Raw genomic sequence first — 15,355 nt, 5'->3', positions numbered from 1 at the left:
TACCTCCAAAAAATTAAAATCAAGATTTAGGCGCCAATCGTATCAACAACTTCTCCAAAAACGCCACCTTATCCTCCATATCCTTAAACGTGTTGGTAAAGCGCAATTTATCGGCGCCGTCGAATTTGTAGACCTGCGACTGGCTTTGGATCATCAGGATTAGCTCGGCGGTATCGATTTGCGGCGTGGCGGTAAACACGATGCGGCCGCCGCTGGCGTGGGCTTCGATTTTCTTGATGCCCAGGTGAGCGGCATGTTGCTTGAGTTCGGTGACCGCGAACAAGGCTTTGACTTGATCCGGCAACAAGCCGAAGCGGTCGATCATTTCGATCTTGAGCTTACGCAAATCATCCTCGATTTCGGCGCTGGCGATGCGTTTGTACAGCACCAGGCGGGCGTGGATGTCGGGCAGATAGTCTTCCGGGATCAACGCGGCGACTTGCAAGTCCACTTCAGGGCCGTAATCCAGCGGCGCGTCCAGCTCCGGTTGCTTGCCGGATTTCAAGGCCTTGACCGCGCGTTCCAGCAATTCGGTATACAGGGTAAAGCCGATTTCCTGAATCTGGCCGCTTTGTTCGTCGCCCAACAGCTCACCGGCGCCGCGAATCTCCATATCGTGCGAAGACAACATGAAACCGGCGCCGAGTTCGCCGGAAGTTTCGAAGGCTTCCAGGCGTTTGATCGCGTCCTTGGTCATCAAAGACTTGGGCGGCACGATGCAATAGGCATAGGCGCGGTGATGCGACCGGCCGACCCGGCCGCGCAATTGATGCAACTGGGCCAGACCGAGCTTGTCGGCGCGGTTGATGACGATGGTGTTGGCGCTGGGAATGTCGATACCGCTTTCGATAATCGTCGTCGCGATCAATAGATTGAAGCGCTGGTGGTAGAAATCCAGCATGATTTGCTCCAGCTCGCGCTCCGCCATCTGGCCGTGGGCAATCTGAATGCGGGCATCCGGCACCAGTTCGCCGAGTTCGCGCATCATCTTATCCATGGTCTTGACGTCGTTGTGCAAGAAAAACACCTGGCCGCCGCGCTTGATTTCGCGCTGGCAGGCTTCCTGGATTTGCGAGTCTATCCATTCGCTGACGAAGGTCTTGATGGCATGGCGGTTTGGCGGCGGCGTGGCGATGATCGAGATGTCGCGTAGGCCGGCCATCGCCATGTTCAAGGTGCGCGGAATCGGCGTCGCGGTCAGCGTCAGCAAATCCAGTTCGTAGCGCAGCTTTTTGAAATGTTCCTTTTGGGTGACGCCGAAACGGTGTTCTTCGTCGATGATCACCAGACCCAAGGCCTTGTAGCGCATCTCTTTGGATAACAGCTTATGCGTGCCGATGACGATGTCGACCTTGCCGTCAGCCAGATCGTCGGCGATCGCGGTTTGTTGTTTGGCGGTGACGAAACGCGAGGTGACTTCGACGCGCACAGGCCAGTCGGCGAAGCGGTCGCGGAAGTTTTGATAGTGCTGTTGCGCCAGCAGGGTAGTCGGCACCAATACCGCGACCTGTTTGCCGCTTTGCACCGCGACGAAGGCGGCGCGCATCGCCACTTCGGTCTTGCCGAAGCCGACGTCGCCGCACACCACGCGGTCCATCGGTTGCGGTGCGGCCATGTCCTGCAAGATGGCTTCGATTGCGCTGAGCTGGTCCGGGGTTTCCTCGAACGGGAAGGCGGCGGCGAAGGCGTTGTAATCGCTGTTGTCGATGTTAAAGGCAAAGCCCGCGCGGGCGGCGCGTTTGGCGTGGATGTCCAGCAATTCGGCAGCGACGTCGCGAGCCCGTTCCATGGCTTTTTGCTTGGCCTTGCTCCATTGCTCGCTACCGAGTTTATGCAGCGGCGCGTTTTCGGCACTGACGCCGCTGTAGCGGCCGATCAAATGCAAGGAGGCCACCGGCACGTAAATCTTGTCGCCGCCGGCGTATTCCAGCATCAGGAACTCGGCTTCGATGCCGCCAACCGTCAAGGTCTGCAAGCCCAGATAGCGGCCGACGCCGTGTTCCTGGTGTACCACCGGCGAGCCGACGCTCAGTTCGTCGAGATTGTTGAAGATGTTTTCCAGCGCGCGGGCGGCGGATTTGGCCCGGCGCCGGCGTTGTTGGACTTTCTCGCCGCTGAGCTGGCTTTCGGTGATGATGGCCAGTTTTGGGTCTTCAAGCCATAAACCTTGGTCCAGCGGCGCGACGACGATGCAGGGCGAATCCTCGCCGCGTAAAAACTCCGGCCAGCTCTGTATCTGTTTGGCGCTCAGCTTGACGCTTTTTAGCTTGTCGATCAGGCCTTCGCGGTGGCCGGCGGTTTCGGCGACGAATAGCACCTTTCCGGAAAAGCCTTCGATAAACTGCCGCAAGCGTTGCGCGGGCTCTTTCAAGCGGCTGTCGATCGCGACATCGGGTAGAACCCTGCAATCGAGCGATTCGCCGTGTTCGGCTTGATTGTCCAGCACGATACGGCTGAAGCCGGCGATGTGGTGCTGGATTTCCTCGGTCGACAAAAACAAACGTTCCGGCGGCAACAACGGCCGGTCGACATCGTATTTGCGCTGCTGATAACGCTCGTCGGCTTCGTGGTAAAAGCGCTCAGCGTCGCCGGCGAAGTCGGCCGGCAACACGAATAACGCGGTCTGCGGCAAGTAGGCGAGCAGCGATTCGGTACGTTCGACGAACAAGGGTAAGTAATATTCGATCCCGGCCGGGGCGATTTGCTTGGAAACGTCGAGGTAGAGAGGGTTTTTCGGCGAGGCATTCGGGAACTGTTCGCGAAAGGCCTGGCGGAAGCGTTTAATCGCGTCGTCGCTAAACGGGAATTCGCGGGCCGGAAACAACTCGATCTTTGGCATTTTGTCTTGCGACATCTGCGTGTCGGGATCGAAGCTGCGGATCGATTCGACGTCGTCGTCGAACAGCTCGATGCGGTAGGGCTGTTTTGAGCCCATCGGAAATAAATCCAGAATCGAGCCGCGCACCGCGAATTCGCCGTGCTGGTAGACTTGCGACACACACTGGTAGCCCACCGCTTCCAGCTTGGCGCGAGTTAGCTCCAGGCTCAAGGTGCCGCCGACTTCGATCGCAAAACTGTGAGCGAGGATGTGCTCGCGCGGCGCCAGCCGGTGCATCAGCGTCGAGACCGGTACGATCAGCGCGCCGCGCTTGGTTTCCGGCAACAAGGCCAGCGTTCGCAGGCGTTCGGAGATGATTTCGGGTAGCGGCGAGAATACGTCGTAGGGTAGGGTTTCCCAGTCGGGGAATTGCAGGATGGGGTAGGCGTTGTCGAGAAAAAACGCCAGTTCGTGTTCCAGCCGTAGCGCGGTTTGAGTGTCCTGGGTGACGATAACCAACAGGCGCTTTTCCTGGGTAATCGCACTGGCCAGCGCTAGCGAGTCGCCGCAGCCGCTCAGGTCTTTGAAAGTTTGAGTGGCGGCGGAATCGGGTAGACTGGGAAGTTTGAGTGGCGAGCGAGTCATCGGTTATTGGCGGTGGAGAATGGCGAGGTGTGTGGCTGAAATTTGACGGTCGCGCTGGCCGCGCAAGTCGCCTGAAAAGTCTTGAGCGGAGATTGGTGGCTGGTATGCGCTTGAATCTTCGGAGGAGCGCCGACGTAAGAGCGAATCGACTGTCTGCCGATGATCTTGGCGCGCGCTAACCGATGTTTTTTTGTTGCCGCTCGATGTCTTGGACGTAACGTTGAATGCTGGATTCGAACATCTGCGAAACTTGGGTGAACTGGCAGCCGACCCGCTGCTGTTTACCGGCCGCTCCGGCCCGCATGGTGGCGATATCGCGGACCATGATGCCGACATTGGCGCGGCTGCCGTCGTTTAGATACAGCGCGCAATCGCCATGTTCGGCGCCCTGTTGCAGGAATTCGGAGAACTTGGTGTCGTTTACCAGCATCGCGAATCCGGAAATGCTCAGATCGGCCAACGGAAAAATCCCCGAGAGCGTTTGCGGATTGTTGTCTTCATCCACGGTGCGAAACTCGATTTCACAGAAACTGTTTTTATGCGAGAGCGGAATTTTTACTCGATAAAACTGGCGGCGCTGCATCCAAAATATCGCGTCCGGCAACGGCATCGCTAGAACCGCCATGCCGTTACGCTCGGTTTTTTTGATGGCTTTGCCCCGGAACGATACTTTGATACCGTCGAACTCGGTACGGAACAGGACTTTCGCCGAAGTCAGCAATTGTCGGTTCAGTTGCTCGTTGGGCGCGACATCGAGCGCCAGCAGATTGGTTTTCTGGTCGAGCTCGACGATGGTGGTCAAGAACGAAGCGTTGTCTTCGCCGAAATTCGCGGCGATGATGCACTTGTTTTTTACCAAGTCGGTCAAATGGCCATAAATCATTTTGGCGTTGCGAACGAGGTAGTCGGATTCTTTTTCCATTTACAGGGCTAAATAATGCGGTTTGACAGAAACGCTATTGTAAAATGCTCCGATTATAGCGTATGTCCGAGGAGAGTTGATGGGTTGGCTGTTGCTGTTGGCGGCGGGTTGTTCTGAGATCGTATTCGCGATCAGTCTTAAATTTAACGATGGCTTTACCAAGCTGTGGCCGAGCGTGGTGACCGGGATTTCCGGCGCCGGCAGTTTTTACCTGTTGATGTTGGCAATCAGAACCTTACCGCTGGGCACCGCGTACGCCGTTTGGACCGGTATGGGCGCGGTCGGCGTGGCGATCGTCGGCATTTTCCTGTTCAAGGAATCTTCCGATTGGATACGGTTGGCTTCGATTCTGTTGATCGTGATCGGCATCGTCGGCTTGAAACTGACCCATACCGAATAATGTTGCATATCGTGGCTTCCTCGCCGGTCAGGCCGGAATGGCTGGAGCGTATCGGCTCGGGCGATGACGTCGTGCTGTTGGATGCCGCCGCGTTGTCGGCTCGCGCCGGACATCGGGATAACCCGCTGTTGCAAAGCGTGCTGGATCGGGAATGTGGGGTTTTCGTGTTACGGGAATACGCCGAGGCCTGCGGACTTGCGCCGGATGCCGCGATGGCCGGCGTGGCCTGGACGGATTACGCCGGGTTGGTCGATTTGACGGTCAAGCATCCGGTGGCTCATACATGGCGTTGATAGTCGACGGTGCCGAATTGGCTACGACCGATGACGGGTTTTTGCGGAGTGCCGATCTGTGGAATCGCAACGTCGCCGACGAATTGGCGCGTCTGGAAGGCTTGGTGATCGAAGAGGCGCATTGGGAGATTTTGCTGTTTATCCGCGATTACTATCGAAAATTCCAGCATTTGCCGAATGCCCGGATGTTCGTCGCCGCGGTACGCAAAACCCTGGGTGAAGAAAAAGGCAATAGCCGCTATCTGCAAAAATTGTTTCCGCAAGGCCCGTTGAAATACGCCTGCAAAATCGCCGGCCTGCCCAAGCCGCCCACCTGTTTATAGTGTTATCGAGAATGTCGAATGAGTAACCCCCGCGTTGGATTTATCAGTCTGGGCTGCCCGAAAGCCCTGGTCGATAGCGAGCAGATCTTGACCCGCTTGCGTAGCGAAGGCTACCAAGTATCGCCGAATTACAAGGATTCCGATCTGGTCATCGTCAATACCTGCGGCTTTATAGACGCGGCGGTCGAGGAGTCGCTGGACAGCATAGGCGAAGCGCTCGCTGAAAACGGTAAGGTCATCGTCACCGGTTGTCTGGGCGCGCGGCAGGACGAGATTTTGGCACGGCATCCGCAAGTGCTGAAAATCACCGGCGCTCACGCGACCGACGAAGTGGTCGAAGCTGTGCACGAGTATCTGCCGCCGGCGCACAATCCATTCATGGACTTGGTGCCGCCGCAAGGGATTAAATTGACGCCCAAGCATTACGCCTACTTGAAAATTTCCGAAGGGTGCAATCACCGTTGTTCGTTCTGCATTATTCCGTCGATGCGCGGCGACTTGGTCAGCCGGCCGTTGGACGAGGTGATGGTGGAGGCGGAAACGCTGGCTGCCGCCGGTGTTAAGGAGCTGCTGGTCGTGTCGCAAGACACCAGTGCTTATGGTTTAGACTTGAAATATCAAAGCCGCGATTGGCGGGGACGAGCTTACCAAACCCGATTCCAAGACTTGGCGGCGGCGTTGGGCGAACTGGATATTTGGGTCCGAATGCATTACGTCTACCCCTATCCGCACGTCGACGACGTGGTGCCGTTGATGGCGGACGGTAAAATTTTGCCGTATCTGGATATTCCGTTTCAGCATGCCAGCAGCAGGATCTTGAAATTGATGAAACGCCCGGCCGCCGCTGAAAACAATTTGGAGCGCATCCGCGCTTGGCGGAAAATTTGTCCGGATTTGACGATACGCAGTACTTTCATCGTCGGTTTTCCCGGCGAGACAGAGCAGGAATTCGCAGAGCTACTGCAATTCTTGAGCGAAGCGCAAATGGACAGAGTGGGTTGTTTCGCCTATTCGCCGGTCAAGGGTGCGGCGGCGAACGCGTTGCCGGACGCGGTGCCGGAAGAAGTCAAACAGGAGCGATTGGCACGATTTATGGAGCATCAGGCCGCGATCAGTGCCGAACGTTTAAAGCAACGGATAGGCCGTCGCGAGGTGGTGTTGATCGACGAGGTCGTCGAAGAAGGCGCCGTGGCTCGCACTAAAAGCGATGCCCCGGAAATCGACGGTCAAGTGTTTATCGATGGTGCAAACCACCTGAGGGTCGGCGAATTCGTTGAGGTCGAAATCGAGGAAGCCGACGACTACGATTTGTGGGGTGCCTTACTCTAACGACGGAACGAGCCATCTCTCCGCGCCAGACGGTGCGGTTGGATGGATCGTGTTACAAGCAAATCGGCCGCAAATGAAAAAGCCGCTGGTCAGGCGGCTTTTTCAGTTCAATTTACAGCGGTGTTACGTTTTCCGCTTGTGGGCCTTTTTGGCCGTTGGTCACTTCCATCGTGACTTTTTGGCCTTCTTTCAGGGTTCTGCGGCCGGAACCGTTGATAGCGCTAAAATGGACGAATACGTCTTTGCCGCCTTCTTGCTCAATGAAGCCGAAACCTTTCTCGTCGTTAAACCATTTAACTTTGCCTTCTACTTGAACTGACATAAATCTCTCTTGCTAAAAAGTGCTTTCGCTGTTTGGAACTAGGGTTGGTGAATAAAGCGGGTAAGCGGAAAACAAAGTTTGTTGATCCTATTGCGAGCTTGAAAAGCGACAACGATACCGAGCTAAATCGGCTTCATTATACATGGCTATTCCAAGCGTTCCACAAAAATAGCAGGATTTTGCGTGTTAATGGATTATGACGATTGAGCAAAGAAATGAATATTCGTCAATCGGTTTGATGTACAGGGAGTGGTTTCTTATTAAGTAATTGAAATTTTTAGAAAACTGGGTGTTGGCCGCGTGTTGCCGAATTGGCCGCTCGGTTTACGGTAGGTTAAAAATAGTGGCTGTTTAATAAAAAATGCGTGGCGATACTGCCGGCGTAACCGAGCAGGATGACCGGCATCCACTTTAAATGGGCGCTAAAGGTGTAGACTCCCTTGACCTGTCCCATCAGGCCAACGCCGGCCGCCGAGCCGATTGCCAGCAGACTGCCGCCGACGCCGGCCGTCAACGTGACCAACAGCCATTGGCCTTGGGAAATCTCAGGATGCATCGTCAGCACCGCGAACATGATCGTGCCGTTATCGATAAAGGCCGACAAGATGCCGACGACGATATTGGCGATCGTCGGATCCATGCCGACATACAGCACGTCGGAAGCCATCGTTAAATAGCCGATGAAACTTAGTCCGCCGACACTGACCATCACGCCGTAAAAAAACAAGAGGGTATCCCATTCCAAATTGGCGACGTTTTTGAACACGTCGAAGCGTTGATTTTGATTGGCCAACGGCAGTTCGACGTTGAATAATTTGTAAACGTGGGCAAAATCGCTGACTTTTTGTTTGTCTTCGGTTTTTTGCAGGTAGTAGCCTAAAAACTTCAGATAAGTCAGTCCGGCCAGCATGCCGGCGGCCGGCGGCAGATCCAGGAAGTTTTCGAAACTGACCGCGGTAATGATCGTCAACAAGAACAACACCATCATCGTCAAAGCTCCTCGTTTCATTTTCGGAGCTTTTCCGACGGCGGCCGGGTGTTCGTTGGGTATCCAAAAATGCATCACGGCGGCTGGCAGCGCGAAATTGACCACGGCCGGAATGAACAGCGAATAGAAATCCACGAAGGGCACAACGCCGCTTTGCCAAACCAGTAATGTGGTGATATCGCCGAACGGACTGAACGAACCGCCGGCGTTGGTGGCAACAACAACATTGATGCAGGCCATCGTCATAAAGCGTTTATTATGCTTGCCCATTGCGACGATGACCGCGCCCATTAGCAGCGCGGTGGTCAGGTTGTTACACACCGACGACATAAAGAATGACATCACGCCGGTTATCCAGAACAACTTGCGATAACTGAAGCCCTTGCTGAGCAACCAGACACGTAGGTTGTCGAATACGCCGCGGCTTTCCATCGCATTCAGATAGGCCATCGACACCATGATAAACAAGAACAGTTCGGCGTAACTTTCCAGGCACGCACGGAAGGCGCGGCCGGCTTGTTCGCCCATCCCGCCTTGCACGTAAATCGAGGCAATGAAGGCCCAGATCAGGCTTGCGGCCAGCACCATCGGTTTGGACTTGTTCAGCTCGGTGATTTCCTCGGTCATCGCCAGCATGTACGCAAGCGCGAATATTGCGATCGACAGATAGCCGACCCAATGCCGAGTCAGGTTGAGGGCGACTTGGTTGGCATCGGCGTCAGCCCAGGCCAGTAGCGGTAGGAAAATTAACGAAATGGCAAGCAGGGTGCGCTGCAACACGTGTGAACTCCAATTTCAAAGGCTGTCGGCGAGGTGTCCGGCGCGGAATACTAAGGTTCGCGGCGCCTCGCGAGCGGTTCCGCCACCCGGTTCGGCGGGTGGCGGTGGGCCGAGCTGGATTGGCTCTAGCCGCGTTCGCTTTCCAACAAATAGGTTAGCCACAAGGACGACAATTTCTCCTGCACCGTATTTTGCCGCAATCGCGCATTCAGGTTGGGAAAGTCGACATAATCCAGCGCTTGATCCTGGTTGTAGCAGGAATACATAAAGCTTTCTTCGCCGGTTTCCGGATCGACGTGTTTGCACATACATTGCGCGCAAACGCCTTTCATCATGCATTGCATCGGCGAATTGATCGAGCCGACGGCTTCGTGGCCTTCTTTCAAGTAAGGCTTCAATGCGCCGAAGCGAGCCGCCTTAACCGCCGCCATCATCCGGTCGGAACCGATCACGATCAAATGCTCGACATCCTGCAGTTTCAACGCGGTGTCGCCCAGTTGGCCCTCGGCATAGGCGATCATCGCCTCGACGATGTTACCGACGAACGTTTTGTCCTGCGGACGGGTGACCGGAATCGCCTCGTTACCGGGCAATTTGTCCACCGCCCAGACGATGACGTCGGATGCTTCCTCGATTTCCGCTACCTTGAACAAATCGGACCGGTTGCGGTAGCCGGCAAAATACAAGACTTTGTTGCCGGCGGAGCGCATGGCCTTGCCGATCGAGAACAATACCGCGTTGCCCAAGCCGCCGCCCAATAACAATACGGTTTTGCCGGTCGGGATTTCGGTCGGTGCGCCAGTGACGCCCATCAATACCAACGGATCACCTGCTTTCCAGGTCGCACATAGACGGCTGGAGCTGCCCATTTCCAATGCAATCAAGGATACCAGGCCTTTTTCTTTGTCAACCCAGGCACCGGTCAGAGCCAAACCTTCGGCTGCCAGCGCGGTGCCTTCGACGACGGGCGCCAAGGACTCGTAGTTCTGTACTCGGTAGAATTGACCCGGCTCGAAGTTTTTCGCCGCCGCCGGGGCCTTGATCACGACTTCGATGATGGTCGGGGTCAGGCGGTTGACTTCGACGACATGGGCCAGGAACAACTCGTCCAGCTTGTCCTGCATGGCCCGCCAGGCCGCGTCGCGCTCGGCTTGTTTTCCGGCATCCAGCTTGGCGATTTCGTTTTCGAACAGTTTGACGATATACGGATAACCGTCCTTGGCGCTGGCCATCGCTTTGACGACGTTGCCGGCATAAACCGGATGGTTGTCGCCGTAGAAGCTAATATAGCGACCTTCGCTATGGTACGAGGTAAACGGTGAGGGCTTGCCGACCTTGACTTGTGCCTCGTCGGCCATCGGTACCAGTTCGGCCTTGCCTGGCAGCCAGTCGGGTTCGTGGCGTTTGTAGAACTTGCCTTCCATCGCGAAAGTGCGTGGGTGTTCGGACTGGTAAATCGTATTCGGCGCGGTGCCGGCGGCGATAAACAGGCCGCGCAACGCGACTTCCTGTTCACCGACGGTGCGCCAACGGCCTTCCTGCAATTCCAGTTTCTCGAAGCGCACCGCTTTTAGGTGGCCGTAGTCGTCGTTGATGGCTTCCAGCGGGCTCATGCCTTCGGCCAGATAAATCCCTTCCGACAGCGCTTCGTGGATTTCTTCGTGGTTTTGCCGGTAGGCCGGCGAATCCTTGATGCCTTTGCGATAGAACATCGTCACGCCGCCCCATTGTTTCAGGAAGGGCAGGAAGTTCGGCGTTTCGCCGGCCGCCGCAGCGCGGGCGCGTTCGGCTTCGATCACCCGGCCGTGGGCCAGGAATTCTTCCAGGATTTCAAGTTCTTCCTTGTCATAACGGCCGCGTACTTCGGCCTCGCCGTATTTGGCGACCAATTTGTCGTAACGTTTGGTGATTTTGCTGACTTGCAACGGATAGTAAGCCAGCAATTCGGTGGCGGTATCGATAGCGGTCAAACCGCCGCCGATCACGCCGGCCGGCATTCTGACTTGCAGGTTGGCCAGTGACGATTCTTTCGCCGCGCCGGTCAATTGCAAGCCCATCAAGAAGTCCGAAGCCTTGCGAATGCCGCGGGTCATGTTGTTTTTCAGATCGATGACGGTCGGCTTGCCGGCGCCGCTGGCGATGGCGATGTGGTCGAAACCCAGACCCCAGGCCTCGTCGATGGTGATCGTGCCGCCGAAACGCACGCCGCCATAGCACTTGAAGGCACTACGGCGCAGCAGCGTCAGGTAAATCACTTTCAAAAAATTCTTGTCCCAACGCACGGTGATGCCGTATTCGGCGACACCGCCGAAGCCGAGCATGACCCGTTTATCCAGATCCTCGTAAAGCGCTTGGAAATCGATGATCGGTAACGGCGGATTGTCCCGGTCGCCGGTCAAATGCAAGGGCAGCGGTTCGATTTTCAACGCGTCGATGCCGACCACGCCGAAGCCTTCGTTGAGCAAATAATGCGATAGCGTGTAACCGGCGGGCCCCATTCCGGCCACCAAGACGTTTTTGCCGTTGTAGGGCAGGGCGACCGGGCGCTTGACGTTGAGCGGGTTCCAGCGGGTCAACAGGCTGTAAATCTCGAAACCCCACGGCATGAACAGCACGTCGGTCAGGACGTTGGTTTCGATTTGCGGAATGTTGACGGCCTCGGTTTTTTGGTAAATGCAGCCGCGCATGCAGTCGTTGCAAATCCGGTGGCCGGTGCCGGGGCACATCGGGTTGTCGATGATGATCATCGCCAGCGCGCCGATGTTGTCGCCTTGACGCTTGACCAAGTGCATTTCGGAAATTTTTTCCTCCAGCGGGCAACCGGTCATCAACGAACCCAGGTGGTTGGCCTTGAAGGTGTTGTCTTTTTTGTTCTTGATGCCTTTCGAGCACGAATCATTGTCGCGATCGTGGCAGTAAATGCAGTGATCGATTTCGTACAGTGCCTGGCGTTGTTTGAAGCGCTTGTCGGTCAATGCAAAACCATCGCGGCGGCGGTGATGGTGTTCGTCGCAGGCCCAGACTTCGTAGCCGTCTTGCGAGACGCTGGCGTGCGCCACCAAGTTATCCAGGTCGGTTTTTTCGGCGATCTTGAAGCTCAGCCACTTTTCGACGACGGCTTGCAGTTCCGGCACTTGTTTGGCGGCGAAGCTCCAGCGGCGGACGATGTCGAGCAGCGCGGCGGCGAAGGCGGCCGGGCCGTCGCTGATGGCGGCCTTGCTCAATATCGGTGAATCGGCGACTTGTTGCTTCAATGCGGCAATATCCGCATCGCTGAGATCGGCATTTTGGGTTAAACGCCAAAAGTCCGCGCCGAGCTGGCTAACAGCTAGTTCCGGATCGGTTGCATACAGTTCGGATCTGCCGGTTGCCGCCAGCAGGGCATCCAACTGCGCGCCGAGTTCGGCGATGTCCCAGCCCTCGATAGTCTGGCCTTTGAACAGTTTGGCCAAATTGCCAACGATTTGCGTGCGGTAAGTGAACACGCTGTCGAACTCGCCGCGAATCTTGTCGATTTGTTGCTCGCGTACATCGCCGACGTTGAACAGTTTCGCGACGAAGGTGCCCACTAGCGGCGCCATTTTGACCAGAAGTTCCGAGATGTCCTCGGGCTTCATGCCCGCTCCGCCGCAGGCGCGGTAAGCCGCGATTTCCTTGAACAAGTTAGGATCGTGTTGCTCGACCGACAGGTCGAACACCGTCATCAGGTCGTTCAGTCGCCGACTGTCGTACAGGTCTCGATAGTCGAAACCGGGGATGCCTAAAGTGAGTTGAGTCAGGTCGCGGGTGTTTAACTGTTTGGTCATCAAGTGTTTCCGTGATAGTTCGCTTGAAGTGGAAAATCGTAGTCTGGCATCGCGGCCGTCGTCACGGCCGCGATATGGAGCGCGCCGTGGCGTTCCTTGAGTGGAATGTTTTACGGCAGTTGATCGACGGTTTCATCTTTTTCGGGCGGCATCAGGTCTTCCCGGGTCAAGCCCAGGCTTAACGCCAAGGAGCTGGCGATATAAATCGACGAATAAGTACCTTTGATGACGCCGATCAACATTGCGATCGCGAAGCCGTGTATGGTTTTGCCGCCGAGGAATGCCAAGGCCAACAGGGTCAGGAATACCGTCAGCGAGGTCAGAATGGTCCGGCTCAAGGTGTCGTTCAGGGCGCGGTTGGTGATGTCGGCGATCGGTTCGCGGCGGCTGGTGCGGACGGTTTCGCGAATTCGGTCGTAGACGACGATGGTGTCGTTGATCGAGTAACCGATCAGCGCCAGGATCGCCGATAGCACGGTCATGTCGAATTCCCAGCCGAACACCGAGAAGAAGCCCATCGTGATGATGGTGTCGTGGAACAGCGCGGCGATCGCGCCGACCGACAGCTTCCATTCGAAGCGTATGCTGACGTAGACCATGACGCCGACGAAGGCGAAGAACAGCGCCAAACCGCCGTCGTTGATCAATTCGTCGCCGACTTGCGGGCCGACGAACTCGACGCGGCGCAGCTCGCCGGCTTGGGCTTGACTGCTGTTGGCGACGGACAGGACTTTCTCGCTGAGTTCCTTTTGGCTGATGTTTTCGATCGGCTTTAGGCGGATCAAAATATCTTGCGAGCTGCCGAAATTTTGTAGGTTGGCGTCGGCGAAGCCTTGTTGTTCCAGGGTCGAGCGCATTTTGTCGATGTCGACCGATTGGTTGTAATGCATCTCGTAAACGCTGCCGCCGGTAAAGTCGATGCCCAAGTCCAGGCCCTTGACGAAAAACGAAATCAGCGAGATCAGGAACAGGGTGCCGGAGAAGAAATAAGCCAGCTTGCGCTTGCTGAGGAAGTCGATATGGCGTTCGGCGGTCATGACTAGGGTTTCCGATAATTGAAGTGGTGGCGGGGCCAATGCCGGACGGCGACGGCGCCCACGGGCGATAAGGCTGGGAATTGTACTATTTTCTCCAGAAAGTGGGAGTAAAAAGCACGATCAGCGTGATAATTTCCAAACGTCCGAGCAGCATTGCCGCCGAGCAAATCCAGGTTTGAAAATCGCCGAGGCTCTGATAGTTGGTAGCCGGGCCGACTTGGTTTAGTCCGGGGCCGGCATTGTTGATGCACGCCAGAATCGCGCTTAACGCAGAGATCGCGTCCAGCCCGGAAAAAATCAGCGAAAAGGTCAGCACCACCACCGAGATAAAGTACATAAAGATAAAGGCCAGAACCGCGAAAATGATCTTATTGGGTATCGGCATGTCGCCGATCCGGATCGGGTTGATGGCCCTCGGATGGAGAATGCTGAACATCTCCCGGCTGGCCTGCTTCCAAAGCAGCAGTGTGCGAAACATCTTGATGCCCCCGCCGGTCGAGCCGGTGCAGCAGGTAATACAACTCAAATACAGCATCCACCAGGGGACGAACGGCGGCCATTTGTCGTAATCGACACTGGCGAACCCGCAGTCGGTCGCGATCGAGACCAAGTTGAACGCCACGTGTCGCAAGCTTTCGAGAAAAGTGGAATACACACCGTTATCCCAAATGTACCAACTGCACAGCCAGATGCTAAACGCGACCAAGGCCAACATAGGCAACACTTCGGCATCCTGCTTGTAGGGCATTAGGCTTCCGAGGTGTACGGCCTGGTAATGCAGCGCGAAGTTCATTGCCGAAATCAGCATGAACACGATCAAAACCAGTTCGATGGCCGGCGAGTCGTAATAGCCGACGCTGGCGTCGTGGGTGGAGAAGCCGCCCAGGCCCATTGCCGAGAATGCATGGCATATCGCGTCGAACCAACTCATTCCGGCCATTTTAAGCGAGGCGATGCACGCCAGCGTGATGCCGGCATAGACTAGCCACAGCAGGCGGGCGGTTTCCGTGATGCGGGGCGTGATTTTGCTGTCCTTGATCGGCCCGGCGATTTCGGCTTTGTAGAGCTGCATGCCGCCGATACCTAAAAGCGGCAGAATCGCCACCGCCAATACGATGATGCCGAGGCCGCCGATCCAAACCATTTCGTGCCGCCACAGATTCAGCGACGGCGCTAGCGCGTCCAGACCGATCAATATCGTGGCGCCGGTGGTCGTAAAGCCGGAAACCGTTTCGAAGAAAGCGTCGGTAAACGACAGGCCAGGGATGCCCCACAGTAGCGGTAGCGTTGCCGCCGCCGACATCAATATCCAAAACGAGGCGACCAGTAGGTAGCCGTCGCGGGTTTTAATGTCGCCGCGAAAGCGCATCGTCAGACCGGCCAGCACGCTGCCAAGGCCGATATTCAGCGACATGCCGCGGACGAAATGATCGGCCATGCCGTCGTCGAAGTAGAGCGAGGTGGCGATGGGCAGTGCGTAAGTCAGGCCGAAGACCATCAATATCAGGCCGAGTACGAATCCTAATGTACAAAAACGTTGCATAGTGCCCCGAGGTTGCCGGAGTGGGAACGGATCGATCATGGGTTGCCGGTAGCGCAAGGTCTTGCGCGACGCCGGGCGCGACCGTAAATTGTAGCAAACCTGGCGCGCGGCTAAAAATTCAATCGCCGCGCGCTCCATCGCGCCGGAAA

The 15,355-nt window shown here is 56.3% G+C and carries 11 protein-coding genes; 4 read left to right on the top strand and 7 right to left on the bottom strand.

The annotated features are described in order from the left end of the window. Window positions 1-19: 19 nt before the first annotated feature. Window positions 20-3,463 carry a transcription-repair coupling factor gene (gene mfd, locus A1355_RS22890; RefSeq protein ID WP_064031594.1) on the bottom strand — a complete coding sequence of 1,148 codons (3,444 nt, stop codon included), beginning with the start codon at window positions 3,461-3,463 and terminating at the stop codon, window positions 20-22. Between the two features lie 175 nt (window positions 3,464-3,638). Further along, entirely contained in the window at window positions 3,639-4,385 is a 747-nt protein-coding gene (locus tag A1355_RS22885) for a flagellar brake protein (protein ID WP_064031593.1), read from the bottom strand. A gap of 79 nt (window positions 4,386-4,464) precedes the next feature. On the opposite strand from A1355_RS22885, the gene A1355_RS22880 reads away from it, so the two are divergent. The 4 genes from A1355_RS22880 to rimO are packed head-to-tail and all read left to right on the top strand — an operon-like array spanning window position 4,465 to window position 6,730. Further along, the gene (locus A1355_RS22880) at window positions 4,465-4,785 is read left to right on the top strand and encodes a DMT family transporter (protein ID WP_064031592.1); all 321 of its coding nucleotides are present in this window, start codon (window positions 4,465-4,467) and stop codon (window positions 4,783-4,785) included. Further along, window positions 4,785-5,078, top strand: a complete 294-nt coding sequence (locus tag A1355_RS22875) for a DsrH/TusB family sulfur metabolism protein (RefSeq protein WP_064031591.1) — start codon at window positions 4,785-4,787, stop codon at window positions 5,076-5,078. The genes A1355_RS22880 and A1355_RS22875 overlap by 1 nt, the downstream gene beginning before the upstream one ends. After that, window positions 5,069-5,401, top strand: coding sequence for a TusE/DsrC/DsvC family sulfur relay protein (locus tag A1355_RS22870; RefSeq protein WP_064031590.1), 333 nt, complete (start codon window positions 5,069-5,071; stop codon window positions 5,399-5,401). The genes A1355_RS22875 and A1355_RS22870 overlap by 10 nt, the downstream gene beginning before the upstream one ends. A gap of 18 nt (window positions 5,402-5,419) precedes the next feature. Next, window positions 5,420-6,730 (top strand): 30S ribosomal protein S12 methylthiotransferase RimO, encoded by a 1,311-nt coding sequence (gene rimO / locus A1355_RS22865; protein ID WP_064031589.1) that lies wholly within the window; start codon window positions 5,420-5,422, stop codon window positions 6,728-6,730. 112 nt (window positions 6,731-6,842) lie between these two features. On the opposite strand, the gene A1355_RS22860 is transcribed toward rimO, so the two are convergent. The 5 genes from A1355_RS22860 to A1355_RS22840 all read right to left on the bottom strand — a co-directional run bounded on the left by A1355_RS22860 (window position 6,843) and on the right by A1355_RS22840 (window position 15,206). After that, on the bottom strand, window positions 6,843-7,052 hold the full coding sequence (locus A1355_RS22860) for a cold-shock protein (RefSeq protein ID WP_054760518.1): 210 nt from the start codon (window positions 7,050-7,052) through the stop codon (window positions 6,843-6,845). A gap of 334 nt (window positions 7,053-7,386) precedes the next feature. Then, window positions 7,387-8,676 carry a sodium:proton antiporter NhaD gene (gene nhaD / locus A1355_RS22855; protein ID WP_396643633.1) on the bottom strand — a complete coding sequence of 430 codons (1,290 nt, stop codon included), beginning with the start codon at window positions 8,674-8,676 and terminating at the stop codon, window positions 7,387-7,389. Between the two features lie 269 nt (window positions 8,677-8,945). Next, window positions 8,946-12,626: a hypothetical protein gene (locus A1355_RS22850; RefSeq protein ID WP_064031588.1), complete on the bottom strand. Its 3,681-nt coding sequence runs from the start codon at window positions 12,624-12,626 to the stop codon at window positions 8,946-8,948. Window positions 12,627-12,736: 110 nt separating this feature from the next. Then, entirely contained in the window at window positions 12,737-13,663 is a 927-nt protein-coding gene (gene secF, locus A1355_RS22845) for a protein translocase subunit SecF (RefSeq protein WP_064031587.1), read from the bottom strand. A gap of 85 nt (window positions 13,664-13,748) precedes the next feature. Further along, a complete protein-coding gene (locus A1355_RS22840) occupies window positions 13,749-15,206 on the bottom strand; it encodes a TrkH family potassium uptake protein (protein WP_064031632.1) in 1,458 nt (485 codons plus the stop codon). Between the last annotated feature and the right edge of the window lie 149 nt (window positions 15,207-15,355).

The sequence above is a fragment of the Methylomonas koyamae genome (assembly GCF_001644025.1).
GTDB lineage: Bacteria > Pseudomonadota > Gammaproteobacteria > Methylococcales > Methylomonadaceae > Methylomonas > Methylomonas koyamae_A.
Note: the sequence above shows the minus strand (reverse complement) of the source record. Positions and strands in the feature narration are given on the sequence as shown.